Source organism: Ekhidna lutea (assembly GCF_900188325.1).
Taxonomy (GTDB): Bacteria; Bacteroidota; Bacteroidia; order Cytophagales; family Cyclobacteriaceae; genus Ekhidna; species Ekhidna lutea.
The window spans coordinates 45,561-72,415 of record NZ_FZPD01000003.1; the positions used below are offsets into that span (position 1 = coordinate 45,561).

A 26,855-nucleotide genomic window follows, 5' to 3' on the forward strand; every position below is an offset into this window, starting at 1 on the left:
ATTGTTTTCTTTTTATTCACCAGCACCACGGCTAATCGCTTCTCCAAAAAACAACGCATTCATAAAGATTTTATTGGTTCCATACCAGAATGCCCTGAAGTTCGGATTGTCCGCTAATGTAATCACTTTCCCGCGACCTACATTAGATACTGTAACCGCAGGGGAATTTTTAAATCGATCCAGGTTTTCTTCTGAAACATACCCGGAGAGTAGTGGGTTTTCCGTGTAAACAATGGGATTGGCATATTCGTTCTTTGATCGCTCCATTACAAGGTTGTGATTTCTAAACAATGGCATTCGATCACTTTCCATTCCATAGGCCAGCGGATGGGTGAGGTCTACTTTAGCTTCAAAGATTGATCCACCGGTGACCTGAGCACCTCGTTCTTCATCCAGGTTTTCATAGGCTTTAAGAGGCTCTTCTTTTTCCTCATCTTCTTCATCGTCCCGGCTTGCATATTTCACGCTGGTAATTTCTGAATCTGAAAGCCATTTACCACCGTTTTTCCAGGCGATAACCACACCTCCCTGAGAAATCCATTCTTTGAGGTTTTTCTTTTGACCATCACTGAGTGAGCCCCACATGTTTGGAATAACGATTCGGTTATATCTGGATAGGTCACGACTTAGTCGATCCACAGGAAGTTTGGTCACTTTCATTTTGAAACGCTGGTCAAGCAGGTGCCATACCTCGCCTGCTTCATAACTACTTACACCACCTTCGACAAGAACGGCGATTTTTGGTGCTTTCATGGTGGTGTTGCTTCTACTTCCCAGATCCACACCTTTTCTGGCTAGTCCTGTATTCAATGAATACACATTCACACCATCTTCTTTCACAATCTCATCGATGGTTTGCTCAATCCATGCACGTTTATTTTCCTGAACACCCACCGGAATGATCATTGTGCCACGTGGATACGTTCGGTTAGCATCACTATGTGTTTCATGAAGCATCTGAACGACCACTTTTTTGCTCAACAATCGATTGATTGCTCTGAAGCCTAAATATCCGTAAGGTTCAATCGCATAGGCGTAAGCTCCTTTTTCACCTACCAGTTGAGCAGTCGGAGCGGATGGATAATCTACCATTTCTCCAAGCATACCAGTATTAAAATCTTTGCTACCTAACTCTGCATACGGAAGGTTAAACGCCAACGGCATGGTCCAGGTAGAAACATCATAGAACAGGCTGTCAGTAAATGAAGTGCGTGTTTCGAAGATCGCTTTCGCTAAACGATATTGGCTTTGATTCATGGGTACGATGTAGCCATTACCAGACGAGAACTGCTTTCCATTTTTACTAACAGAACTCTTGATTTCATAAACCTCAATCTCATGTTGTACGAGCATTTTGGCTAATTCGTAATTTCTCACCGGATCTTTGGCTGAGCCAAACACATAGGCTTTTACTGCATCTCTTGAGGCTAGATTTGCAGCTCCCTGATAGAATTCTTTTTGATAATCCAGAAACTCTTTGCGGTGTGCAATCCCGGAGGCCAATGTGGAAAGCGAAGCGGTAAAGTGATTTTTCACTGCCATTGGGAAAGTCAGGATGCCATAATCATTTTCCTGGGCATGGCCCCTGGAGCTAGCCTGCTCAAATAATATCCCGACACTTCCATTCACATCCGGGTAAGTGGATCCTTTGCCAATATAAAAGTCATCAAAGCTTTCTTCGCTGTAATATAGTGATCCGATATCGTCAAGGTATTGAGCATGAAATGCTGCCATCTTGTGTGTCAATTCAACATTCTTATCTGGTGTCCATGGGAATTTCCTGGAAGGAATGCCAGGCTGAAAAAAGAACGTGGAGTTTGTACCCATCTCATGGTGATCTGTCAGGATATTTGGCTTCCACTCATGGAATCTTGCAATTCTGGCTCTCGATTCAGGGTGTGCCAATGGCAGCCAATCTCTGTTTAGATCAAACCAATAATGGTTCGTTCTACCCCCTGGCCATACTTCATCGTATTCGCGATCGTTGGGATCAGGATTGATGGTATGTGATCGGTGCATATTTACCCAAGATGAGAAGCGGTGCAAGCCATCAGGGTTGAATGAAGGATCTAAGATGATGATGGAGTTTTCCAACATTTCATCAATTTCGGCACCAATAGCAGCTGCTAGATAATATGCTGTGATCAATGCGGCATTAGATCCACTTGCTTCATTTCCATGAACGGAATAACCCAGCCACATGACAATTGGCATTTCTTCAGTATTCATTGATCCTGAGGCTGAGGGGTCAGTTAATTTTTTATGATCTGCTTTAACCTGATCCAGATTAGCCAGATTTACCGGGTTAGAAATGGTGATTTGAACAAGAGGCCGTCCCTCGTACGTACGGCCTATTTCATCAATGATCATACGATCAGAAGCAGCTGCAACCTCTCTCATGTAGTACAAAAGCTGATCATGGCTTACGTGCCACTCTCCCGGGTGGTACCCAAGCACCTCCTTAGGTGTTGGGATATCAGGGTTGTAAGAGAGTCCTCCAGGTAGATAGTAGCTCATGTCTACCTGCGCAAAAGACCAGAATGAAAGGATGGTTAAAAGTATGGTGAGATGCTTTTTCATATCTTATATTTTTAGGTCAACTAAACTAACCAAACCTATAGGTACAAAAAAACCCGCTGTGATGAGCGGGTTAATGTCATGTTGAGCTTGTCGAAACATCGACATTTGCCCTGTCACCCTTTGACAGGCTCAGGCTAACAATGCCACTAGGCTAAACTCAGCTCCACACTTCGGTTCACAAAGTCTGTCAGGTCTTTACCTTCCAGCATCCCCTGTGATAAAAGTGCTAGGTCGTAAGCTTGCTTCGCGAGTTTTTGTTTTGCATCATCCGTATCTGCTTCAAGGATTTTCTTCGTCATTGCATGGTTTGCATTGACAGCTACAGAAAGCGTCATTGGCATGTCACCAAACATCATCGGGCCGCCACCGGTTGCCTGCATGTCCTTCATGCGACGCATAAACTCCGGTAAAGTGATCGTTACAGGCATATCATCAGTCGCCATTGGCTGAACAGCTACGCTGTTATTTTTATTATTGATCGCCTTTTCAAAAACCTCCTTAAGTGACTCTTGCTCTTTCTCAGAAAGCACAGACTCCTTTTTCTCATCCTTGTCAATCAGCTTGTCGATTACATCTGCATCCACTCGCTGAAGCTGGAACTTTTCGTGTTTCTGCTCCAGATGATTGATAAAGTGCGGATCAATCGGGCCGGTTAGCTCAATTACATCATAGCTGCGCTTTTTCGCCGTATCGATATAGCCATGTTGCTTGTCTTTGTTGGTGGTATACAGTGCCACAACATTTTTGTCTTTGTTGGTTTGATTCGCCTCGATGTGCTTTTTGTACTCCTCGATTGTGAAGTGCTTGCCATCCATGTTTTTCACCAATGCCAAATCCTTCGCTTTCTCGTCAAACTTCTCTTCGGAGATCATGCCATACTTCACGAAAACACCAATGTCTTCCCACTTCTCTTCGTATCCTTTGCGATCATTTTTGAAAAGCTCAGCAAGTTTATCGGCCACTTTCTTAGTGATGTACCCGTTGATCTTCTTCACGTTGGAATCCGATTGCAGGTAGCTTCGGGATACGTTCAATGGAATATCCGGAGAATCAATCACACCATGCAAAAGCTGCAGGAATTCCGGCACAATATCCTTCACTTCATCAGTGATAAACACCTGGCGGGAATACAGTTGAATCTTATTTTTCTGAAGATCAAAATCCTTTTTCAACTTCGGGAAGTAAAGCACTCCGGTCAGGTTGAATGGATAGTCCACATTCAGATGTATCCAGAAAAGCGGATCATCACTGAACGGATATAATGTTTTATAGAAATCCAAGTAATCCTGATCCTTCAGTTCGCTTGGCGATTTTGTCCAAATCGGGTCTGTATCATTAATGATATTGTCTTTCTTGACCGTTTTGTATTTCGGCTTGTCATCCTTGTCTTTGCCGTCTTCAACCTGCTCTTCTTTTTGGCCAAACTTGATTGGGATCGGCAAGAACTTCGAGTATTTGTCAAGGATTCCCTGAAGCCTGTGTTCATTCAGGAATTCTTCCGAATCATCTGCAATGTGAAGGATGATATCGGTTCCTCTTTTCTTACGAGTACCCTTTTTGATTTCAAAATCAGTTTCACCCGTACAGATCCACTTGGCTGATTCAGCACCTTCCTGGTGAGAAAGCGTGTTGATTTCTACCTTCTTCGCGACCATGAAAGCAGAATAGAATCCTAGCCCGAAGTGACCGATGATCTGCTGGTTGTCTGCTTTGTCTTTGTATTTCTCTACAAACTCCGTTGCACCGGAGAACGCAATCTGGTTGATGTATTTCTTGATTTCCTCTTCGGTCATCCCGATACCATTGTCGGAGATGGTGATGGTTTTTTTCTTTTCGTCGAATGACACTTCGACAGTTAGATCACCCAACTCACCTGAATATTCACCGAGTGAAGCCAGTTGTTTGATTTTCTGCGATGCATCTACTGCATTGGAAACCAACTCGCGTAAAAAGATCTCGTGATCGGAATAGAGGAATTTTTTAATGATCGGAAAGATGTTTTCCGTGTGTATTGAGATTGTACCTTTCTCTGCCATTGTCTGATTACAATTTTTTTGTTGTTACTCAGACGCCTAAACTCAAAATCTATTCCAGAGGAGAAAAACTGACAGGTTGGCAGAAAAACTAAATGGTATTAAAATTCGTATTACTTTTAGTATACCAATTGTATTAATAATGAAAACGATTAGTTTAAAAATTCCGGATGATGTCTATGAGAAAGTAGAGAAATACCGAAAGGCAATGGATAAAAACCGGAGTGGCTATGTAATGGAAGCCGTGATGGAGTATACCAAAAACAAAGAGCGTGAAGAGCTTCGAGAGCAACTTAAGAAAGAATCAAAAATGGTGGCTGAAGATTATGAGCGGTTCAGAGAAGAAATAGAAGAATGGGATGTGACTTTGATGGACGGATTAGATGACGATGAGTGGCCGGAATACAACACCAAGGAATATTTGGAAAAAGTGAAAGCATTAAAAGAAAATGATGAAAAAGTTTGAGGTTTGGCTAGCTAACCTCAATCCCTCCAGAGGCACAGAGTTAGGGAAAATTCGTCCTGTTTTAATTCTACAAAATTCAGATTTAGCAGAAACCCATACATCGACTTTAATGTGTCCGTTCTCTTCAAGTGACTGGCGTGAAAATAGGTTCAGGGTGAAATGTGATAAGGAAGAAATAGGGTTGAGAAGAAACTCCTATTTAGTGTTAGATCAAATAAGGGCACTAGATAACAGAAGATTCATTGAGAAGCTTGGAGAGATGCCACAGAACCACAGAGCCCAAATTGACCACACCATTAAAATCTTATTTGATCTCACCTAATCCTATCCGCACTTCTCACCAGCTGCTCATCTTTTCGGATAAAGCGATTCGCCAAAAAGTTGTTGAGCATGGCTACAATCGGGAGGTAGAAGCCAATCAGGAATGCCCCCTGACTTTGTGGTTCGAATAGCTGATTGGCTTTGTTTATGTACAGATAGGTTCCCACAAGTGTGGCTGCCGTGATTAGCGAGAACAAGGCGTTTAGTTTTACCTGGGTCATTCTGTTTTTATATCGGGTGATGGAAAACAACATCACCAATGCTGCGGCGATTGCTCCTACAGAAAGCAAGAACGTGTCTCGGGTTCCTAAAAGCTGCACTTCTCTTGTCCCAGTAATATGTTGCTCATATCTCAGTTGAAAAGAGTCCATGATGGCATACTCCCTTTTTTCTGCCTCGAATTGTGTATCGGATTTTTCCCAGATAGGAAAGAAAAGCATTAGGATCATTGCGATCGCTGCGATGGTCATGAAGATGGTCTGTACTCGTTGTAGCATTTGGTGTCGTTATTTTTTTGTGCGTAAATATTCCAAATGGATTTTCACCTAGTTGTGCTATTCGGAATGTTTTAAATAAAACTTGTCATATCGAATGAAATGAGATATCTATGATAATAACAGCATTGCCTTGGACATTTTATCCTGCTTTACAAGTTTCAAAGATTTCTCCTATCGTCGAAAAGACAAGTTTTACGATGTTCTATTGATAGCACAACTGTCAAATAACCTTTTGTTAGGCAAATATGACCCTAAATGTTCTTCAATCGGAAGAATAGGGGCAATTTTGTCGCGTGAGGTATTTCATGGACATCAGTTACCGCGGCACCAACTTCAACGGTTGGCAGATTCAACCAAATGGGGTGACAGTGCAGGAAGAACTTGAGAAAGCATTATTCACGATACTTAAAAAAGAAACCGCCGTGACTGGAAGTGGTCGTACAGACACGGGTGTTCACGCAATGCAACAGATTGCACACATTGACATAGATGAGATTGACCCTCAAAAATTGACCTTCAAACTCAACTCATTTCTCAATGGAGACATCTCCATCAATGGAATAAGACCGGTGAAGACTGAAGCACATGCCCGGTTTGATGCTACGGATAGAACCTACCATTATCATCTTCATCAAGCTAAAAATCCCTTTAAAAAAGGCTTGTCCTATTATTTCAATCCGGAGCTAGATATAGCTAAAATCAATGAGGCCTGTGAAATTATCAAAGGATGGCAGAACTTTGAGTGCTTCAGTAAGGTTCATACCGAGGTGAACAACTTCAACTGTGAGATTTTTCAGGCAAAGTGGATTCAGGATGGATCAAATCATATGTTTGAAATTTCTGCCAATCGCTTTTTACGGGGAATGGTTCGGGCAGTAGTGGGCACGCTGATTGATGTTGGGCTTGGGAAAACTTCATTGGAAGATTTTAGTGCTATCCTCGAAAGCAACGACCGAAGGAGAGCAGGCAGGGCAGTACCGGCGGAAGGATTGTTTTTACAAAAAGTTGTTTACCCTGAGGACATATATTTAGACTGATTTGGAAAAAGAAAAGGCAAGCGGAAATATTGTAGACCTGACGATTTTAAAAAGACTATTCGTCTTTGCAAAACCGTACATCGGTGTTTTCTACTTCCTGGTTTTTTTAACCATCGCCTTGAGCATTGCCGGTCCATTGAGGCCTATGCTGATCCAAAAAGCGATTGATAATAATGTAGCTCAGGGGGACTATCCGGGATTGGTAAACATGATCATGTTGTTGATCGGGTTGCTTATTTTTCAGGCGATTGTGCAATACCTGCATACATTCTACTCGGGCTGGCTGGGACAAAATATTATCAAGGATATCAGGATCAAGCTTTACCGCCATATCCAAAGCTTGAAACTTTCATTTTTTGATAAAACACCGATCGGAAGATTGGTCACCAGAAACATTTCTGACATTGAAACACTGGCTGAAGTCTTTAGCACCGGGATTGCAGGCATCATTGCTGATATTATGCAGCTTCTGGTAATCCTGGGATTCATGATCTGGATGGACTGGTCATTGACATTAGTCAGTCTTTCACTACTTCCTATTTTACTTTTGGCTACCTACATTTTTAAAGAAAAAGTGAAGGTCGCTTTCAACGAGGTTCGTGCTGCTGTGTCTAATCTGAATTCATTTGTTCAGGAGCACATCACAGGGATGAACATCGTTCAAATCTTCAACAGCGAACAACGTGAGTTCGAAAAGTTTAAAGAGATCAATAAAGAGCACCGAAAGGCAAACATACGGTCGGTGCTGTACTATGCCACTTACTTTCCAGTCGCTGAGGTGATTCAGGCCGCAGGCATTGGACTCATTGTCTGGTACGGAGGAGGTCAGCTGGTGCAAGGACAAGTAGAGTTTGGGATGCTGATCGCATTTATTTTGTATTTGCAGATGTTTTTCCGCCCAATCCGGATGATCGCCGATAGGTTCAACACACTTCAAATGGGCATTGTCTCATCAAACAGAATTTTGGATTTGCTCGATAACGACTCACACATTCAGAACAATGGAGATTTTAAACCGGATCATGTAAATGGAGATGTCAAATTCGAAAACGTCTCATTTGCTTATGTCAAAGATGATTATGTGCTGAAAGACATCTCTTTTGAAGCCAAAGCAGGCGAAACGATAGCGCTTGTAGGGGCAACTGGAGCAGGTAAGTCGTCCGTCATCAATCTGCTGAGTAGGTTTTATGAAATCAACAAGGGAGGTATTTACGTTGACGGTCGGGATATTCGGGATTATGATGTTGCTAATCTCAGAAATCACATTGCTGTCGTGCTGCAGGATGTATTTCTCTTCTCCGATTCAATTTTCAATAACATCACCTTGAAAAATCCCAATATTTCCAGAGAGAAGGTGCGTGAAGCTGCTGAGATGGTTGGTGCATTGCCATTCATTGAGAAGCTTCCTGGTGGATTTGACTACAACGTGCAGGAAAGAGGGGCGACATTATCTGTTGGCCAACGACAGTTGATCTCCTTTGTGCGGGCGATGGTGTATGATCCTAAAATCATTGTGTTGGATGAGGCCACTTCTTCTGTGGATACCGAGACAGAAGAACTGATCCAATCAGCTATTCAAAAAATGATGCATGGCAGAACGTCTATTGTGATTGCTCACCGTCTTTCAACGATTCAGAATGCGAAACAGATTTTAGTTTTGGATAAAGGCGAAATAGTAGAAAGAGGCAATCATGATGAGTTGATTGAAAAAGATGGCTACTATGCGCAGCTTCATCAAATGCAATACAAAGAAGTAGCAAAAGCGGTTTGATTCACCCTTATCTTTGACCCATGAATCGAGCGAAGCAGATCTATCTGGCCATAATTATCCTGTGTTTAATCATAATTGGTTTTAGCACCTACTACTCACTGGGTGGGTTCGATCCGGTTGAAGTGTATGTAATGGAGGGTGAAAAGGAGCGAACGGTCATTGGTAAAGAATATATTGAGGGTATTCGAAAATCAAAACTTCAGTCCAGAGTCGAAGAAGCTAAAACGGTAATTGATTCTGGTCAATTGAAAGGCAAGCTGACAGTTGTTTACTTTAAAAATGACGCGATTGGAGCCGATTCAATTCATTATTTTGTTGGGGCTTCAGTGGATGAAATAAAAGACGTGCTTCGATTACCAGCCGGATATTCCTATAAAGAATTTACTACGGACAAAGTTTTTAAGGTGTTTATTACACAACATTGGCTTGTTGGACCTGACCCTCAGGAGATGGATGAAATTATTGAGATTAAAGCGATTGAAGAGGGGGAAGTATTACAGCCGCTCTCTTTTGATCTTTACTACTCAGATGGTTCCTGGAGTACTGAAAGGTGGGCGAGGTAATTAGGCTACTTCCTCTCCAGCCAGCTGCTTATCATGCAGCTCTTTATACGCACCATTATTGTTGAGGAGGTCGTCATGCGTGCCTTGCTCAACCACCCTACCATCATCTAACATTACAATTTTATCGGCCAGTTTAGCGGAAGAAACCCGATGCGAGATGATAATTGAAGTTCTGCCTTGCATTATACGTTGCATGGCGTTGAGAATGGCATTTTCTGTTTTGGTGTCAACAGCAGACAAAGCATCATCAAGGATTAAGATTTTTGGTTCTCTGGCAATTGCTCTGGCAATGGAAACACGCTGCTTTTGACCACCGGAAAGCGTAATGCCCCGTTCTCCTAGTCGGGTTTGAAAACCCTCTTTAAAGTCCTTGATATTGTTGAGGAGATCGGCATCCTCCGCTGCTTTTTCGATTTCTTCTTTGCTCATCTTTCGGTTGCCAAAGGAAATATTGTTTTCGATTGTATCTGAGAAAAGGAAAACATCCTGCGGGACATACCCGATCTGACTCCTGAGCGAGGATATATTATAATCTTCTACTGCCACATGATCGATCTCGATCTTTCCATTATCAATGTCATAAAGCCTGCAAACCATATTTGCGATGGTGCTTTTTCCTGACCCTGTAGTTCCTACAATAGCTATTGATTCTCCCGGTTTCACTTCGAAGGATACATTTTTCAAGGCCTGAATCCCGGAATCAGGATAGGTGAAGTTTACCTTGTCGAATACAAGGTGGCCTTCTATTTCTTTTTCGACGTTCTTCTTTGAAACAATGTCTGTTTTTGTGTCCAAAAACTCATTGATTCTCCGCTGTGATGCTGCAGCCCGCTGAATAATGGAAGTAATCCATCCAAGTGCGGTCACAGGCCAGGTCAGCATGTTTACATAAATAATGAACTCGGCAATATTACCTGTGCTCACTTCTCCATTAAACACCTGAATGGAACCAACCCAGACAGTCAGAATGACACTCAATCCAATCAGAGCCATGATCAATGGCATAAACAGCGCCTGTACAAAAGCCAGCCTCAATGATCGATCTCTGTATTCGACACTTTCAGTTTCAAAATTTTTGGCTACTTCTTCTTCCCGAACAAATGCCTTGATCACACGAATGCCGGAAAATGCTTCCTGCACGTAAGTCGATAGACCTGATAAGCTCTCCTGGATCTCAGTAGAACGTTTGTTGATGACGTTGCTGACAAAATAGATGCTTACAGAAAGGATCGGAAGCGGGAGAAGTGAATAGAAGGTGAGTGTTGGATTGATTGAAATCATGTAAGGGATCACCATCACGAACAGAGTAAAAAGATTGATGCCGTACATTATTGCTGGGCCTATATACATTCGCACCTTACTCACATCTTCGGAGATTCTGGCCATCAGATCTCCCGTATTATTTCTTCTGTAAAAGCTAAGTGGAAGTGTTTGGTAGTGCTCAAAAATTTCGTTTTTCAAGTCATACTCAATGCGGCGGGACATCACAATGATGGTTTGGCGCATAAAGAATAGAAAAACACCGCGGAGTAAAGCAGAAGCAAGGATCAGAACAGCCAGAATAATAATGCTGGAACCAATGATCCCGATCGTGTTTTCCTGAAGTTCAAAACCCTCAAAAGACGAAAAAATACCATAGCTACGTTGAAGTATATCAAAAGCATAGCGAACTATTACAGCAGGAACTATTGCAAAGAAATTTGCAATAATGATAAATAAGGCACCAAAAATTAGGTGAAACTTATATTTGAGTAGGTATTTATTTAAGTATCCTAAGTCTTTCACAAAATTTTATAAAGGCCTGACTGCCAATGTGTTTTAGTTAAAATGAGATATTTTTGCAGCCCCTTTTATCTAAAGTGCCACAGCGCTTCGGAAAGAAGGATCAAAGTTAGAATAAAGTTCATTCACAATGATAGATACACAACCCGAAGTAAAATCGAACAGCGTGTTCGATCAAATGGCGAACCTTGAGCATGAGCAGGTAGTCTTCTGCAGAGATGAAGCGACAGGCTTAAAAGCAATCATTGCAATTCACAATACCGTATTGGGCCCATCAATGGGTGGAACCCGTATGTGGAACTATGCCACAGATGAGGAGGCCGTAAATGACGTTTTGAGACTTTCCAGAGGCATGACCTTCAAGTCAGCGCTTGCCGGATTAAATATCGGTGGAGGAAAAGCGGTGATCATTGGTGATGCTCGAAAGATGAAGAATGAAGCCTTGATGAGACGCTTCGGGAAATTCGTGAATAGCTTAAACGGCAAATACTACACTGCTGAGGATATGAATATCACCATGCGTGATATCGAGTACATGAGCATGGAGACACCTTACGTAGTTGGGAAACCAGAATATATGGGCGGATCAGGAGATCCAAGCCCTATGACTGCTTACGGGGTATATATGGGTATGAAGGCTGGAGCGAAAAAAGCATACGGACTTGATTCACTAGGGGGAAAGAATATTCTTGTGCAGGGTGCTGGCCAGGTAGGAAAATATTTGGTGGATCACCTGATCGAAGAAAATGCGAACGTATTTATTGCCGATATCTTCGATGACAAAATCAAAGCGATCACAGATAAACATGATAAAGTATCTGTCGTGGATCCAAATAAGGTATTCCAGATGGAAATGGATATCTACGCACCTTGTGCGATGGGAGCAACCCTAAACGATGAAACGATTTCTGAATTGAAGTGTGCGGTAGTTGCCGGAGCAGCCAACAATCAGCTGGCTATAGAAGAGAAGCACAGTGCAATGCTCAATGATCATGGCATTATTTACTGTCCTGACTTTTTGATCAACTCAGGCGGCATTGCCAATGTATATCATGAATATTTAGGAAACTACAATAAGGAAAGAGTGATTGCATCAACTGAGCACATCTATGATGTGTGTTTGGAAGTGCTGAATCACTCCGATGACAATAAGATTGGCTCACATGAAGCAGCCCTGGAGCTTGCGTTGCAGCGAATCGAGAAGGTGGGTAAGGTTAAACTTGGAGAATAAGGAATAATCCAACATCTTCAGTGTCCGAAAGTGGATGACTGTTAAAAAATTGAAATAAGGAGAAGGCAAAAGTGCCAATATAGAATGCTAAACAGACGAATACTTAGAGTTAAAGCCATGCAGGCATTATATGGACACTTCACTGCGGTGGAGTCCATCAAAGAGGTGAAAAGAAATGAGTTGGAAGAAATGCACGCACTGGATCCTGCAAAGCATGATTTTGCAGATAAAGCATTATTCGAGGCGCGAAAGAAACAAGCCGTTCAGCTTTTCAACAGAAATATCCTTGCAGGAAAAGTGGAAGATCCGGGTGATGCGGAGCAGGAAGTAGTTGATAATGTGAATGAGGCATTGACTGATTACGAAAATCAGATACACAAAGAAGCCCGGGTTAGAAAAAACGACATGATGAAAGAAGCTGAAAGGCTTCAGGATACCTATATCAAGCTTTTACTCCTTCCTATGGAAATAGAGCAACGTGAAAAGCTGGACAGTGAGAAAGAAGATAAGGCCTACATTGCCAAAGAGAAGAAAAGGTATCCATTCATTGGAAATGAGCTTGTCAAACAGCTTAAAGAATCAGAATTATTACAAAAAGAGGCTGCTCGCTCGAGCATATCTTGGGATAATGATCAACAAGAAATAAAATCATGGTATCGGGATCAAATCCGTACGGTGGATGCACTGAAGCATTTCTTTGGAGGGCCTAAGCCTGACGATGCACCTGATAATGATATTGTTCTAGAGCTGTTTAAACGAGTAGTATTCAAAAATGAAGCAATTGCTTCCTATCTTGAAACTAATCACCTCCATTGGGTCGAGAATCAGCCAATAGTGAAGAGTATGGTAGTGAAAACCATCAAGTCGCTACAGGATGGAGAGGGCTTTGAGCTTGCGGAACTAACAAAAAATGGTGAAGATGATTTCAAGTTTTTGGAGCGACTCTTTATGGACGTGATTAACCAGAATGAGTTTTTGGAGGAAGCCATTCAGAGCAAAACTATGAACTGGGATGTGGACCGAATAGCGCTGACTGACCGTGTTATTCTGAAGTTAGCATTAGTGGAAATGATGAACTCTCCAAGCATACCGATCAAAGTAACTATCAATGAAGCGATTGAAATTTCTAAAATGTACAGTACGCCGAAAAGTAAACAATTTGTAAACGGTGTTTTGGATGTACTCTCAAACGAGCTAACTTCGAGTGGTAAAATTCGTAAGAGCGGTAGAGGCCTTATCGACAACAAATAAACAGAATAAACAATGAGCAGAGCAGGCGGTTCTTTTTTTGCATTTCTCTTAGGAGTGGTAACAGGAGGTGTTCTTGGTATCCTTTACGCCCCGGATAAGGGCACCAACACCAGAGATAAGCTCACTTTCCAATTAGATAAGCTGAAAAAGCAACTGGAAGGGTTCGTAAATGAGGTAGCTGACGGAAAAGAGGTCTTTGGAAATGATGCTAAGAATCAAGGAGAGAAAATCGTGAAGGATGCTAAAGACAAAGCGGAGCGTCTTCTGGATGATGTGAATGGCTTAATTAGTCAGATTCAGAAGGATTAAACATCCCATTAACATTTCATTAGGAATATTGAAACCATATCTTTCGTAGATTTGTAAAGCAATATTGAATATTAAAAAAGAGTGATGATATTGTCCTGAAGGGACGAATTCAAAAACAACAAGACAGATGAAAATAGCAAAAGTTTTATTAGGAGTACTTGTAGCAGCTGGTCTCAGCAGCTGTGGCAATAGTGAGTTAGAATCCAGAATTACCAAACTGGAAGGAAGAGTAGCAGCCCTAGAAGGGAAAGGTGGAGTAGCCAGAGCTAATCCAACAGCTCAGCCTGTGGCAGTTAATAATACTACTCCAGCTGCACCAGAAGAAAAGCCTGAAGGACCACTTCCGGCTATCAAGTTCGAAGAAGAACTTCACGATTTTGGTACGATTAAAGATGGCGATGTGGTAGAGCATGTGTTCTCCTTTGTTAACGAAGGCGAGGCACCATTGATCATCACAGACGCGAAAGCAACTTGTGGTTGTACTGTGCCAGAATGGCCTAAAGAGCCAATTCCAGTAGGAGGAGAGGGAGAGATCAAGGTTCGATTCAATAGTAAGAACAAGCCTGGTGTACAGAACAAGACTGTAACACTTACGGCAAACACGTGGCCTAAAACTCAGCGTGTAAGAATTAAAGCGAATGTGGTGAAGGAAGGGGAGTAAGCCTCTGATAACCACATCAATTTTTATTAACATTGCCCCCGACTCCCGATAGCTATCGGGATGTCAGGGGTTTTTTATTTCAAATAACAGAAAATGAACACAGTTTTATTGCAAGCCGGAGGCGGGAGCGACTTCACCTCTTTTTTACCGATCATAGGAATGATCGCGATCTTCTATTTCTTTTTCATTCGTCCTCAACAGCGAAAGCAAAAAGAGACGAAAAAATACCTTCAAGAGATTAAAAAGGGTGAAATGGTTGTTACTGTAGGAGGTATTCACGGTAAAATCGTAGAAGTCTCTGACACCACAGTTCTGGTAGATGTAGACCGAGGAACAAAATTGCTTATAGAGAAATCATCAATCTCTCTGGAAGCAAGTAAGCGACTGAATGACACTTCAGAAAAGAAGGATAAGAAAGAGAAAAAGTAAGTGTAAATGATCCCTAAGATATTAAGTAACTGGAAGGTAGTGGTGCTCTCATTTTTGGGAGCCACTACCTTTTGGTTTTTTAGTGCTTTGGGGAAGGAATACAACTACCGAATCCAACACCCAATCGAGTTTGTTTACAATAAGGATAGTCTCATCGCAATCAAGGCACTGCCAGAATTTGTAGATATTGATGTCTCTGGTGGAGGGTGGGACCTTTTTAGAGAATCTTTTTGGTTTGTTGATCCTGTAGTGTTTGAGCTGGACAATCCGGCTGCCATCCGATACTTGACCCGTCCAACAATTCTTCCAATCATTTCCGACCAGTTGAAGGAATACCGGGTAAACTTCCTTTATACAGATACGCTTTATGTGAACATAGACAGAAAAGTGTCCAGGTCAGTTAACCTTCGGATTGATTCTACAAAAATCAGCATGGATGACGATTATAGGATTATTACGCCTATTACACTCTCCCCGGATACAGCTACAATCTACGGACCCACCAGCTTCATAGATACATTGAAGCAGGATTACCACATTAAGCTTGAGGCAAAAAGTATTGACAAGGCGTTTGATCGCTTTGTTAAGTTAGGCTTACCGGAAGCATTTGATATTTACTCAACACCTCCTACCGTGAATGTCAAATTTGAAGTAGATCGCTTTGATCGATTAGAAATTGCGTCCATGGTTGAAATGCAAAATTTTCCTGCTGATTCTTCAGTGTATATAACCAACCCCAATGTCACCGTGCGATTTGTGGTACAACGAGAACTACGTGAGGATTACTTCTCTGATGATTTTAAAGTAGTTGTGGATTACAACCTTATAAATAAAGGAGATTCTACAGCACCGGCAATTGTTGTTTATCATCCTGAAAATGTGCTTGAAGTGGAAACAATACCGGATTCTTTGGCGATCTCCTATGGCAATTAAACCTCCATTTATTGGTATTACAGGTGGGATAGGTTCAGGAAAGTCTATCGTTTGCAAAATCTTCGAGACATTGGGAGCCACTACATACTATGCCGACGATCGAGCAAAATGGCTAATGGAGAATGATGATTCACTTATTTATGAAATCAAAGAGTTGTTTGGAGAGGAAGCATATTCTGAAAGTAGGTTGGATCGTAAATTCATCGCTCAAAAAGCCTTCAAAGACAAAAACATTTTAGATAAGCTAAATAGTCTGGTACACCCGGCTGTGGCCAGAGATGTAGAAAAATGGCGAAAGGAACATTCAGGAGCAAAACTACTTTTGAAGGAGGCGGCACTTCTTTTTGAAACGGGTTCATATAAATCACTGGAAAAGACAGTTCTTGTAACAGCCCCTGAGGATATAAGGGTAGAACGGGTAATTGCTCGTGACACTCACAGATCTAAGGAAGATGTGCAGAATATAATTGAGAAGCAGATGAGTGACCATGAAAAAATCCAGCTTGCGGATTTTGTAATTATAAATGATGGTCAGCAGTCACTTATCAAGCAAGTGACTGAGCTTTATAAGGAGTTAGTCATCGCATAGTATCAGTTCAAACTCACCTTTAGTATATGCCCTTGAGAGAATCAGTTCACCAATATCGTTGATGTAACTAACTACATGATAGCCTGCCTTGTCTAAATGCTGATCGGCGAAGAACACCGGATTATGATTGTTTCCTATGTTGAAAATGTCGGTGAACTCGGGCTTTAAAAGCTCACCAAATTGATTGCTGATGAGTCCATACTTTCCGTCCCTAACAAAACGATATATTTCTTGTTCGTCATTTTGAACTAACAGTTTCATGCTTTCAATAGCGGGAAATAATGACTCCTCAAATGAATTGATGATTAAATATGACTGATCGTTTTTTACCAAATAGCTACTGTCGTTCCACTGCTGGATTTGATCATAATTGAATGAAAGAATTTCTTCTTTAGAAAAATCAACAAGCCCGAATTTTCCGTTTTTCTTTGCCAGGTAGTATTCGCCCAATCGTGTCACTCGTGCTTCATATTCAGTTTCAATCAACTCATTAATTGTGGGGTCATAGCAACCGATCTTGCCATCAATTAAAGTAAGTACCAATCCATCTTTCTCATCAATATTGTCAAAAACGGGGTTTAAGATCCATGCCCCATTGGTATCAATTAGTCCTTGCTTATTTCTGACTTGAACCTTTACAAGAGAATCATTTAACAGCGTAATTTTTGTGAATTCACCGGAAATCACCTCTTGTCCGTAGTGATTATAAATACCCGCGGATTCATCCTTTGCCAGCATCAGATAGTTTGTATTGGCGGGAAAAGTTGAAATCTGATGGCCATCTAGTGGAATATTTTCTCCATTTGAAAAGAGCAGTTCTTGTTTATCGTCAACGATCGTTAAAACCGCATGCTCATTGATCACCTTTAAGGAGTCATAATCTCGAGATGGCAATAGACCTTTTTTTCGAGGCAGAAGCATCCAGTCGTTTTCAGTTTGTATAGCCAGCCACCCTGCATTTGATTCAAGGTATGGGTAGTGCTGGTCCATGATGTCTTCCTCCGATTCATTGTACAGCCGATACCCTTGATCTGATCTCAGGTACCAACCTGAGGATTCAGGATAGATTTCGTATGGTCCCCATGGAATGCGAAAATTGAGAGTTGAATCCAGTAAGCACTCGCGATTGTCCCTGAAGCCAATGAGAGCGTTATCGTTTACCAGCTCGATATCATCAAATTTAAATTCCAGTGAAAGCCCATTTTCTTCCACCTCCTTCAGAATAAGCCGGGTGTTATAAACAGCTATTTTTTCATCTTTTTCAAAGATCCAGAAAACACCTTCCTGATATATATCACTATAAATGCTTTTAGCAATATTAAGCCCCATGATAGACACCAACCCCCACATATCATTTTGCTGGAATTTTATCCATTGATTAGACAATACTTCAGCATCCTGTACTGGTTGGCTAATAATTGAAAATCCACTTTTATGATATAGCCACCACTTGCCTTTCTGCTTTATTAAACCTACAGCATCTCCAATGTTCCTGTAATCCTCCACATTTTCAATTACAATATTCCCGTTCTTGGTTATAATCCTCCCGTTTGCATCAGACTCTGCAAAGATCCAGTCATCAGATACAAGTTCACACTTGTAGGCATGCGGGATGTTTTGGTAAGTGGAACTGATAGCCTTTTTTCCACTCTTTTCGTAAAAACCAATAAGTTGATTTTCTACTACAGGAAATAACTCAAGTGGTATAGCTGCAATCGCAATTTGCAATGAGTCTCTGGCAGGGTGAAAAATGTAGTCTTTCTTTCCTGATAAATAATATCGAACATCCGCTGCTTGCTTTTTTAATGTTGGGATATTCGAAAAGGAGATGAACGACTCCAGATCGTCTATTTGACCAGAGGCGGTAGAAACTTTCAGCACATATTGCTCAAGCCTCGCTCTATGTCGAGTAAATGGATACATGTCCAGGAACTGATAATATGCCTGTAGGTTGCCATTTTTTTCTAACTCCCTGACACGCATATCATCTAAAATGGAGTCAGCCTTTGGTTTAAAAATGGAAGTCGGGTGTTCCTCGACAAAGTCTATTAAAGCCTTCTGGTTTTTGACCCTGGATGCGAGGTTGAATTCGATACTATCCACCTTATAGGTCAGGATGTCGTCGTAGATGGAATTAGGAAAATTATTCTGAAAGTTTTGCGCTTTTGCTACAGAAAGATTCTTTAAAGTGTTTTGAAATGATCGATCACGGATTTGTTCGAATAGTTTATTGATTTTTTCACCTGTAACACCATCCTCCCTTAAGTCCGCTTTCACCTCTTCACTGGCATTAGTAAAATCTGATTGTGATTTAGTAATTGATAATCTGGAAGAGTCAAGGCTATAATTGACGTAATCACGATTAAAGAAAAGCAAGGCCTGGTAGTAGCTAATTCCGGGATTGTTTGGTTCTTTTTCGTATCCTTTTATGATTAGTTCATGGGCTCTCTCATATTCTTTTTTTTCCATTGCTTTTTGAATACGATCTACCGTACCAAAGACAATTAGCTGCGGAAACAGGATTAATATGATGATCTGTTTGAGCATTTCAATGGCAAATTAACGCAAGCAGACCCATCTCTGTTAGCTAAATGCCTGACTTATTTTGAGAGCTGAAAATTCGATATTTATAAGGAAGTAATAGAATTAAATGGTTATATTTACTGTCTACATTTACAGGCGAGTAAATTAGGCGGTGATTAGATTCGATGAAGATCGAATCGAAAGTTCGATCCAACCAGCACATTGGGATCGGCTATGGGAGTACTAAGGTGCTCCCTTTTTTTATGCCTATTCTATCTTAAATCTTAAATCCTATTCTATCTTAAACTTAATCTTTAGCTCTTCCTGAGAGGGGGTTCGCTCGGTTCCTTCAAGATCAAAAGCATAATGAGGTGTGTTACCACACACATCCTCAAGCCTCGGGTCAATTAATAACTCCAACTCCTGTGAGCCTTGATGTCTCCATAGAATCTGTAATTGTTCCGGGTTCTCAAAATTGATCTGAACAGGTAGTATTTGACCTTCCATATTCCGCAGAAAAAGCATTCGCTGTGCTAATGGTTGATCCAGGGGATGATCTGTAACGACCGTTAGAATCCCAATACCATTATTCACTTTTGCCTTTAGGGCCCAGTTGTTGATATTCATTGCACCACGGAGAGGATTGGTGGCATTAATGGTTTGAGTAAACGCTTCCTTTAGTGGTTCTCCACTTGACCCCTTCCACGCAGGGTCGATTTTGAGGGTATAGCTGTTGCCAGCAAGCAAAACATCACCCAGTGTCATGTTTGGCCCAACCCCCTGCTTGACCCTCCCAGGGTGAAGAAGTAGGGTCAGACGCGTATGATCGATGTTCCAAAGTCCTTCTGGTACGATTACAAATGGATCCACCAATGCTTTGCCATTCTTATCTTCTATTGTGATAAAATCGTACGGGTTTTGCAGGCTCATAGGTGCAGAAAAGTAAACGTAAAATCTCAGGAGGTTTGCCGGAACGTCGTGCAACTTCGGGATGAAAGAAATGACCTCTGGCTGGGTAGCTTCTGGCGGCTCAAAGGAAGCCACATCACTGTATATACTAGTCTCTTCTATTTGCCCCGATAGCAACTCTGCGAGCTTAGGATAGGAAAAAGTAACGAGGTATTTGATATTGGGATCAGGTAGAAATTTCGGTGTGAACGAAAGATGATTGGTTTCAATACCATAGGCTCCTAACACTGCAGGCCCACTCGGGGAGGTTTGGACATAAAAGAAAGAAGACCACTCGTCAAAGTTTAGATTTCTTTCTTCAATAAGTCTTACGATATCTTCAGGAACCAGCCGGGTAGTAATGGTCCCATATCGATCCGACTGGGGCAATGTTTTTGCCGTAAAAAAACTTTGACCATTGACGGTACTAACGGCGAGTAAAAAACAAAGGAGGCTCCATAGGCCTCCTTTTTTGATGTTTGTTTTAATGTGGATCACGGATAAAGCCAATCTTTTGACAGTGAAGTTAATGCAAGCTTGCCGTTTGGCAGGCGTTGTGTCGACAAGATATATTTTTTATTGAAGTCAGCAAGTTGCTGTACCCCATTACCAGAGCGTGGAGTGTATTTAACTCCAGCTAAATATCCCTGCACTTCTTCGGTGATTTCACCATCATAATTCGCAACATCCTGAGGGTCGAAAAGGAGTAATGGTAATGCACTGTTGGACATTAAAATGTAATCCTTTCCATTGTTTTGATATAGTACCATATCAATGGGGTAGTTGCCAGAGCCAAATTCAGCAACAGTTCGTCCTTTTACATGATTACCTGCAGTGAGTTTTGTAGCATCAATAGTAACCAAAGGTGTGCATAGGTATGCTGCTAGCATTTGCTTTTGATTATTTAGCTCGTATGGAAGGAAAGCTCTTACTGGTGATGCTGTCTCCCACTTTCCGTGAGCTCCATGGAAAATTTCCAATGTGCTTGCATTTACATTGTCAGTAAATGGAAACGAAGCTGTCCACAATGCAGAGCGAAATTCTTCATTGGAAAGCCCTGTGATGTAAAGTTTATCTCCATCAATGGCAATATCGGTTATAGCGTCAGACCTTAGTTTAGCTCCTTTTTTCCAACGATGTTCAATACTGGCATCTACAGGATTTGGAATTTTCACACTAGAATACTCCACATCCTCCAGGCTGGCTTCAGATATTTTTCCTGATGGAGAAATCCGGATAAGTATGCTTGCATCTGTGATATCGTTTGGTGTTTCCCATTTGGAAGTCCATTTAGCTCTTCCTCTGGAAACACTCAGATAAACGTTTTGAGATATTGGATTTACAGCCATATCATGAATCATGACATTGTCTGCAGTAGTGCCCAACATACCAGCAATTTTGTCTTCAAGATCTGGAATAGAAAGTTGTTCTTCATTTGAGCTCATTTCATCATCATCCAGATCAACTGCATATATGGCCCCTCCTTTTGAGTCCCCAATAAATAAAATGCCGTCTTTATTAAACTCCAAGACAGAAATAGAAGTAATGTTTGGAGTGCCTTTCTTCATCCCCGGATCCTTTGCTGTTACTGCAATGACAGCAAAGAGGGTGAGTGTTAATATTAAGATTTTTTGTCGCATGGGCTTATTCATTTAAGTGAGAGTGTTTTTTACGAATATCATCCTGAGTTAGTTATTCCTAAAAAGAAAAACCCACCTACCACAGGGTGGATGGGCTTTCCGGTTATGTTGGAGATTTGAGTTTAGTTGATATCTTCTCCTTTTTTTAGTTTTTCAATGTTCTGATCGATGATAGGAGGATTTAGGGTATCTCCAGCTGGTACATTGGCTTTAGCTAACTCCAGATATTTGATGGCTTGCTTGTAGTTACCAACGGCAGAGTAGCCCCTTGCCAAACCATAGTTAGTAGGCCATGTCCCATTATTCTGTTTATGGTTGTATTTAAATACCTCCAATGCTTTATCCTTTTGTCCTGCTGCGATCAGCTGCCTTCCATACCCGTGAATGGCAAATGCAGTAGCTCCAGGCAGCTTAATAGCTTCATCCATTACTTCTGCCGCTTCATCTGTTCTGCCAGCAGCCGTTAATACTGCACCCTTTGTTGACATGGTATTCCAATTTTTCGCCCCAAAGAATGGAGCATTGATTGCCTGATCTGCCCATTTAATTGCTTCTTCATGTGCTCCAGCACCCGAAGCATACCTGGCAGCCGCACTGTAGTTGCCAGCAGTAAACCCAGCTTGATTGTTTAGCTCCGCCGTAAGTACATCCAAATGTGCTTTTACAGGATCTTTCATCTCAATTTTGATTGGTAGTTTTTTATCTCCCCAAATCAAAGCGACTGTTGCGGAGGTAGGCTGTCTATCTATAAAGTCATAAGTCAGCCATTCTCTTGGTTCTGTATCCTCGGCTTCCACTTCTACGCGCAATGCATCATTTTCAGGCTTGTAAAAAAAGCTTCCCCAATGATTATTGTCCTTCGAAAAGATTACTGTCCACGGACCATCTTCAGCAGGAGCTACGAAAAAGCCATACTTGCCTGCTTTTAATTCTTCTCCTTCTATGAGAACGTCATGAGAAGAATAAAACGTGGTGTTTTGATCGGCACCCGCCCGCCAGGGGGAGGGGTTTTCAGCCGTACTTAGACCAAAGCCTAAATTATTAAAGCCGTATGGTACAACGGTACCAAAAATGGTCCGACCTCTTGCTCCAGGACTGCTGTATTCGATCGCCACTTTGCCAACACCACCAATGTGTTGTTTTACAAATGATCGTTGACTACCTCCACCGGGAGGAGTACTGAGCTGCGCCAATCCCACAAAACTCACAAATGAGAGGATTAGCATTCCAAAGAATTTTCTGTTGTAGTTCATAGTATTTTGAGTGTTGGTTTCCATTTATTGGAAACGCTGAAAATATTGATGGCCTTTTTATTTTCTGTCAAGGGATTATTTTGTTTATGAATGGTTATCATTGAGTGCCTAATTCTTCGTTATGAGAGATTTGAAAGATCAACTCGTGGGGCTGGATCCAAATTTTCGATACAGGGGTCTGAGCCAAACACGAATAGAGACATTTAGTGATGCAGTATTTGCGGTCGCATTTACGTTGGTTGTACTTTCCACAACAGTTCCGGAAACGTTTCAGGAATTAAGGAGGTCAATCAACGATATACTACCATCTTTTATTTGCATCGTGCTGATTGTGGTGATCTGGTATCAACATTATGTTTTTTTCTTAAGGTATGGTCTTCAAAACACCAAGACGGTCACTGTCAATACCTTTTTATTGTTCATGCTGTTGATCTATGTATATCCGTTAAAATTTCTGGCCAGATTTCTCGTGGAATTGTATTCGGGTCTCATTTTCGGGATGCCGGACAATTTCATGGATGATTTTGGAGGGCAGATGAATAGTGAGAACATGACGCTCCTTATGACAGCATACGGAGCTGGGGCCACTCTAATATTTTTGGCGATGACCTGGCTGTACCGACATGCTTATAGAAAAAGAGAAGAGCTTGAATTAAACGAATATGAAACGTTTGCTACAAAAGTGAGCCTCTGGCAGAACTTACTAATGAGCTCCATTCCCTTTCTTTCAACAATAGTTGCATTCCTGCATCCGTTTGGTCACGGAGCACTCAATTTTGGTATCGCTGGATTCATCTATATGCTCTACCCCCCGGTAATGTTCTCTTTTGGATATAAAGTAAAGAAGAAGTCTCAAAAACTTTTTGGGTAGAGAACTTACCAACTTTCGGGTATTGAGTTTGATTGCTTGAATATCGAACTTTAAGTTCATACCAGACCTAACTCACTATCATGAAAAAATATGCAGACCTGCATTGTCATCCGCACTCACGTGCATTTCATTGGATGAGACACACCAAAAACGAAAGGAAGCCATCCAGATTTAATCCATGGAACATTGTACTCAGCAATTTCAAAAAGCAGCAGGAAGGAAAGCGGGCGTTTAGTTACTCACAGTGTGATCCCGTTAAGCTTTGGAATGGACAGACAAAATTGGTGTTCGCTTCGCTATACCCGTTCGAAAAAGGATTCTTTCAAGGAGGTGAGTTAGAGCAAAGTAAAGTCATTCGAATCCTTGATGTTTTGTCTACCTCAGGACTGGGATTTCTTAACCCAATAAAGTGGGCGCAGGCAGCCTTTGCTTTTATTACAGGAGCACCAACAGCCCTTAAAATAGCAAGGGTGTTTCTACAATCTCTTTTGATGCGAATGCCACTTCGAAGGATCAAATATTTTATATCAGGTAATTACGATTACTATGAAGAGTTGATTTTGGAACGAGATTTTCTTTTATCAAATAGCGGTGAAGTGGTCCGGAACAACGTTTATATTCCTGGATTTCGCAGGCTCATTAAAAGTGCGAGAAAGCTCCGTAAGAAATATCCGGAATCGCTGGATGCAACAGGTAAGTATGTGATTTGCTCTGAATACAACGAAGTGAAATCTGTACTTGATAATGACGAAATCGCAATGGTTCTGACGATCGAGGGATTGCATGCGCTCGGCACGGATACTAATCTGGAAAAAGTATTGGAACGTGTTGATGAAATAAAGCAATGGGATACCCCGGCCTTTTTTATAACGTTTGCTCATCATTTCAATAACTTTCTTGGTGGCCATGCACATAGCATACCCAATTCGCTGAGCATATTATCTGATCAAACCGATGGAATGAACGGCGGGATGCAACCAATTGGTGAGGAGGTGGTGAGAATATTACTTGGATTAAATGAAAGCCTTGAAAAGGACGAATCTCTTGGAAGAAGAATTCTGATTGATTTGAAGCACTCATCCGCACTATCTAGAAAATGGTACTACCAAAACATTGTTGCTCCCTGCATAGCAAAAGGAGATACAATTCCAGTCATTCTTAGTCATATGGGCTTTAGTGGCTGGGGGACCCTGGAAGAATCTATCAACTATGCTAATCTGGAAAATGATCATGAGTTGAAGGATGGATTTTACCCCTGGAACATCAATGCATGTGGGGAAGATGTGGTTTGGGCTGCAAAGACTGGAGGATTGATTGGCCTAAACTTTGATCAGCGAATCCTGGGTGATAAGAAGGACAAAATAAGGAGTATAGACCTCTTGTGGGACAATTTGAAGGCGATGGTAGAAGTGATTTTAGACAGTGATGAACTTTCAGAAGAGCAAAAATCTATTTGTTGGTCTTACTTCACTTTAGGAACAGACTTTGAGGGGTATATAGATCCTACACAAGATTATAGCAACTCCCTTTTATTCGATGATTTTGAGCAAGACTTATTAGACAAACTACGATTGCTTCAGGAGCTTGATGGAGCCAAGTATCACCTTAACTCTCAGGTCGAAACGGATGAAGCAGCGAGAATGATTTTCTTTGAGAATGCGCATCAATTTCTAAAGAAGCACTTCTAAGCTTCGATATACTCGCGTAAATGCTCGGTGAAAAGTACTGAAAATGAGTAGATTACCCTATTTAGGGTATTGCTATTGGGATAAAAAGATTACGAACTTTATGGTGAAATAGAAAAACACCACAGTTATGAAAAAGTTTACAAGATTCGTATTCGTCGCTATCGCCGTTCTTTTAGCCTTCTTTGGATATAAAAAAGTAAGAGTCAATAAAAGTTGATTTACATTATCATTTGATAATTTTTTATTAAACGGAATTACGTTTATATAAAATATCCTATAAAGTTCTTCTTATTCTCCTAGAATACCCCTTGGTAGGTATTGTTTTTAGTCAACGGGATGGTGATCTTTATTAAAGTTTTACCAACCAATTCCAATCATGCCTCCGATAAAGAAAATTTTATCTATCGACGGAGGGGGGATACGAGGGATCATTCCAGGTCAGATTCTGGTGGAGATAGAGAAAGCATTTGGTGTTCAAGTCGCCAAAGATTTTGATTTAGTAGCTGGTACAAGTACCGGTGGTATTCTTACTTGCGCATATCTACTGCCCGATAAACCAGGATCAAAGAAGCCAAAATTCAACACGAAAGAAGTTGTTGGTCTCTATTTTGAGCGAGGGGATGAGATTTTTGACGTGCCCATTTTTCACAAGATTCGGACACTCGGAGGTATTCTTGATGAAAAATACCCGGAAGACGGAATTGAAGAGGCATTACATGATTATTTCGGTGACGCCTGGTTGAAGGACCTCATGAAGCCGTGTATTGTTACATCATATGATATAAGGCGAAGAAAAGGTCATTTCTTTGGTCAGCACAAAGCACAGAAAAGCTCCAAATTCAATTTTAAGGTAAAAGATGTTGCTAGAGCAACTGCAGCGGCACCTACTTATTTTGAGTGCGCAAAAGTAGCTTCTGAATATGGCGATGAGTTTCCATTGATAGATGGAGGGGTGTTTGTAAACAACCCTGCGCTGGTAGCATATGCAGAGGGGCGCAGCATCTTCAAAGTTGGCAGTAAAGAAGCAACGGCAAAGGACATGAAGATCCTTTCGCTGGGGACAGGATACACACGAAAGAAATATCACTACAGCAAAGCGAAGAACTATGGCATGGCTGAATGGGTACAGCCTGTAATAGATATTATGATGTCCGGGGCTTCTGAGGTGGCCCACTATCAGCTAGACAAGATTTATGGTACGATCCAGAATCCGGATCAATATCTCCGTATAGACGGAGACTTAAAAACAACCGACATTGACCCGGACATGGACTGTGCTACAAAAGAAAACATGGCCAGGCTTAAAGCTTTTGGCCAGCAGCTTTTTGAAGAGAACAAGGAGAAGATTGAGGGGTGGTTAGGGATATGAATTTAGAATTAGATCATATTATCGGGATACTTTCTGCTCTTTTTATTTTAAGTGTGGTAGTGGAAAAATTCACTCAGCTGATAAGATCATATACCAAGAGAATTTCTTTG

At 41.4% G+C, this 26,855-nt stretch carries 23 protein-coding genes; 15 read left to right on the forward strand and 8 right to left on the reverse strand.

Annotated features, from left to right (window positions below; all coding sequences use genetic code 11):
* Positions 1 to 12: 12 nt before the first annotated feature.
* Positions 13 to 2,580 carry a M14 family metallopeptidase gene (locus CHB71_RS07985; protein ID WP_089356394.1) on the reverse strand — a complete coding sequence of 856 codons (2,568 nt, stop codon included), beginning with the start codon at positions 2,578 to 2,580 and terminating at the stop codon, positions 13 to 15.
* Positions 2,581 to 2,726: 146 nt separating this feature from the next.
* Complete coding sequence (htpG, locus tag CHB71_RS07990; RefSeq protein ID WP_089356395.1) at positions 2,727 to 4,616, reverse strand: molecular chaperone HtpG; 1,890 nt, start codon at positions 4,614 to 4,616, stop codon at positions 2,727 to 2,729.
* 139 nt (positions 4,617 to 4,755) lie between these two features.
* Between htpG and CHB71_RS07995 the strand changes: the two genes are divergently transcribed.
* Positions 4,756 to 5,079, forward strand: coding sequence for a ribbon-helix-helix domain-containing protein (locus tag CHB71_RS07995; RefSeq protein ID WP_089356396.1), 324 nt, complete (start codon positions 4,756 to 4,758; stop codon positions 5,077 to 5,079).
* A complete protein-coding gene (locus CHB71_RS08000) occupies positions 5,063 to 5,401 on the forward strand; it encodes a type II toxin-antitoxin system PemK/MazF family toxin (RefSeq protein WP_089356397.1) in 339 nt (112 codons plus the stop codon). Before CHB71_RS07995 ends, CHB71_RS08000 begins: the two co-directional genes overlap by 17 nt.
* Here the strand turns inward: CHB71_RS08000 and CHB71_RS08005 are convergent.
* Positions 5,394 to 5,897: a DUF4293 domain-containing protein gene (locus tag CHB71_RS08005; RefSeq protein ID WP_089356398.1), complete on the reverse strand. Its 504-nt coding sequence runs from the start codon at positions 5,895 to 5,897 to the stop codon at positions 5,394 to 5,396. The genes CHB71_RS08000 and CHB71_RS08005 overlap by 8 nt on opposite strands.
* Positions 5,898 to 6,190: 293 nt before the next feature.
* Between CHB71_RS08005 and truA the strand changes: the two genes are divergently transcribed.
* From truA to CHB71_RS08020, 3 genes are read left to right on the forward strand one after another with little or no spacing between them, the layout of a single operon-like run.
* On the forward strand, positions 6,191 to 6,934 hold the full coding sequence (gene truA / locus CHB71_RS08010; protein ID WP_089356399.1) for a tRNA pseudouridine(38-40) synthase TruA: 744 nt from the start codon (positions 6,191 to 6,193) through the stop codon (positions 6,932 to 6,934).
* A gap of 1 nt (position 6,935) precedes the next feature.
* Positions 6,936 to 8,705, forward strand: a complete 1,770-nt coding sequence (locus CHB71_RS08015; RefSeq protein ID WP_089356400.1) for an ABC transporter ATP-binding protein — start codon at positions 6,936 to 6,938, stop codon at positions 8,703 to 8,705.
* A gap of 20 nt (positions 8,706 to 8,725) precedes the next feature.
* Positions 8,726 to 9,268: a hypothetical protein gene (locus CHB71_RS08020; RefSeq protein ID WP_089356401.1), complete on the forward strand. Its 543-nt coding sequence runs from the start codon at positions 8,726 to 8,728 to the stop codon at positions 9,266 to 9,268.
* Here CHB71_RS08020 and CHB71_RS08025 read toward each other — a convergent pair whose 3' ends face one another.
* Positions 9,269 to 11,053: an ABC transporter ATP-binding protein gene (locus CHB71_RS08025; protein WP_089356402.1), complete on the reverse strand. Its 1,785-nt coding sequence runs from the start codon at positions 11,051 to 11,053 to the stop codon at positions 9,269 to 9,271.
* Between the two features lie 127 nt (positions 11,054 to 11,180).
* Between CHB71_RS08025 and CHB71_RS08030 the strand changes: the two genes are divergently transcribed.
* The 7 genes from CHB71_RS08030 to coaE all read left to right on the forward strand — a co-directional run bounded on the left by CHB71_RS08030 (position 11,181) and on the right by coaE (position 16,453).
* Positions 11,181 to 12,281: a Glu/Leu/Phe/Val family dehydrogenase gene (locus CHB71_RS08030; protein WP_089356403.1), complete on the forward strand. Its 1,101-nt coding sequence runs from the start codon at positions 11,181 to 11,183 to the stop codon at positions 12,279 to 12,281.
* Between the two features lie 84 nt (positions 12,282 to 12,365).
* Positions 12,366 to 13,532 carry a transcription antitermination factor NusB gene (gene nusB, locus CHB71_RS08035; protein WP_089356404.1) on the forward strand — a complete coding sequence of 389 codons (1,167 nt, stop codon included), beginning with the start codon at positions 12,366 to 12,368 and terminating at the stop codon, positions 13,530 to 13,532.
* 12 nt (positions 13,533 to 13,544) lie between these two features.
* Positions 13,545 to 13,841: a YtxH domain-containing protein gene (locus tag CHB71_RS08040; protein ID WP_089356405.1), complete on the forward strand. Its 297-nt coding sequence runs from the start codon at positions 13,545 to 13,547 to the stop codon at positions 13,839 to 13,841.
* A gap of 127 nt (positions 13,842 to 13,968) precedes the next feature.
* Positions 13,969 to 14,502 (forward strand): DUF1573 domain-containing protein, encoded by a 534-nt coding sequence (locus tag CHB71_RS08045; RefSeq protein ID WP_089356406.1) that lies wholly within the window; start codon positions 13,969 to 13,971, stop codon positions 14,500 to 14,502.
* A gap of 93 nt (positions 14,503 to 14,595) precedes the next feature.
* Positions 14,596 to 14,931 carry a preprotein translocase subunit YajC gene (yajC, locus tag CHB71_RS08050; protein ID WP_089356407.1) on the forward strand — a complete coding sequence of 112 codons (336 nt, stop codon included), beginning with the start codon at positions 14,596 to 14,598 and terminating at the stop codon, positions 14,929 to 14,931.
* Positions 14,932 to 14,937: 6 nt separating this feature from the next.
* Positions 14,938 to 15,864, forward strand: a complete 927-nt coding sequence (locus CHB71_RS08055; RefSeq protein ID WP_089356408.1) for a YbbR-like domain-containing protein — start codon at positions 14,938 to 14,940, stop codon at positions 15,862 to 15,864.
* Entirely contained in the window at positions 15,854 to 16,453 is a 600-nt protein-coding gene (coaE, locus tag CHB71_RS08060; protein WP_089356409.1) for a dephospho-CoA kinase, read from the forward strand. Before CHB71_RS08055 ends, coaE begins: the two co-directional genes overlap by 11 nt.
* Here coaE and CHB71_RS08065 read toward each other — a convergent pair.
* The 4 genes from CHB71_RS08065 to CHB71_RS08080 all read right to left on the reverse strand — a co-directional run bounded on the left by CHB71_RS08065 (position 16,439) and on the right by CHB71_RS08080 (position 22,817).
* The gene (locus CHB71_RS08065) at positions 16,439 to 19,000 is read right to left on the reverse strand and encodes a WG repeat-containing protein (protein WP_089356410.1); all 2,562 of its coding nucleotides are present in this window, start codon (positions 18,998 to 19,000) and stop codon (positions 16,439 to 16,441) included. The genes coaE and CHB71_RS08065 overlap by 15 nt on opposite strands.
* A 267-nt stretch (positions 19,001 to 19,267) precedes the next feature.
* Complete coding sequence (locus tag CHB71_RS08070; RefSeq protein WP_089356411.1) at positions 19,268 to 20,422, reverse strand: hypothetical protein; 1,155 nt, start codon at positions 20,420 to 20,422, stop codon at positions 19,268 to 19,270.
* Entirely contained in the window at positions 20,419 to 21,564 is a 1,146-nt protein-coding gene (locus CHB71_RS08075) for a hypothetical protein (RefSeq protein ID WP_144017368.1), read from the reverse strand. The genes CHB71_RS08070 and CHB71_RS08075 overlap by 4 nt, the downstream gene beginning before the upstream one ends.
* Before the next feature lie 122 nt (positions 21,565 to 21,686).
* Positions 21,687 to 22,817 (reverse strand): DUF2911 domain-containing protein, encoded by a 1,131-nt coding sequence (locus CHB71_RS08080; RefSeq protein WP_179213347.1) that lies wholly within the window; start codon positions 22,815 to 22,817, stop codon positions 21,687 to 21,689.
* A 121-nt stretch (positions 22,818 to 22,938) separates the two neighbouring features.
* Here CHB71_RS08080 and CHB71_RS08085 point away from each other — a divergent pair, with 121 nt between their 5' ends.
* The 3 genes from CHB71_RS08085 to CHB71_RS08095 all read left to right on the forward strand — a co-directional run bounded on the left by CHB71_RS08085 (position 22,939) and on the right by CHB71_RS08095 (position 26,745).
* Positions 22,939 to 23,688 (forward strand): TMEM175 family protein, encoded by a 750-nt coding sequence (locus CHB71_RS08085; protein ID WP_089356414.1) that lies wholly within the window; start codon positions 22,939 to 22,941, stop codon positions 23,686 to 23,688.
* A gap of 80 nt (positions 23,689 to 23,768) precedes the next feature.
* Positions 23,769 to 25,376, forward strand: coding sequence for an amidohydrolase family protein (locus CHB71_RS08090; RefSeq protein ID WP_144017369.1), 1,608 nt, complete (start codon positions 23,769 to 23,771; stop codon positions 25,374 to 25,376).
* 376 nt (positions 25,377 to 25,752) lie between these two features.
* Positions 25,753 to 26,745 carry a patatin-like phospholipase family protein gene (locus CHB71_RS08095; RefSeq protein WP_089356416.1) on the forward strand — a complete coding sequence of 331 codons (993 nt, stop codon included), beginning with the start codon at positions 25,753 to 25,755 and terminating at the stop codon, positions 26,743 to 26,745.
* The last annotated feature ends 110 nt before the right edge of the window (positions 26,746 to 26,855 follow it).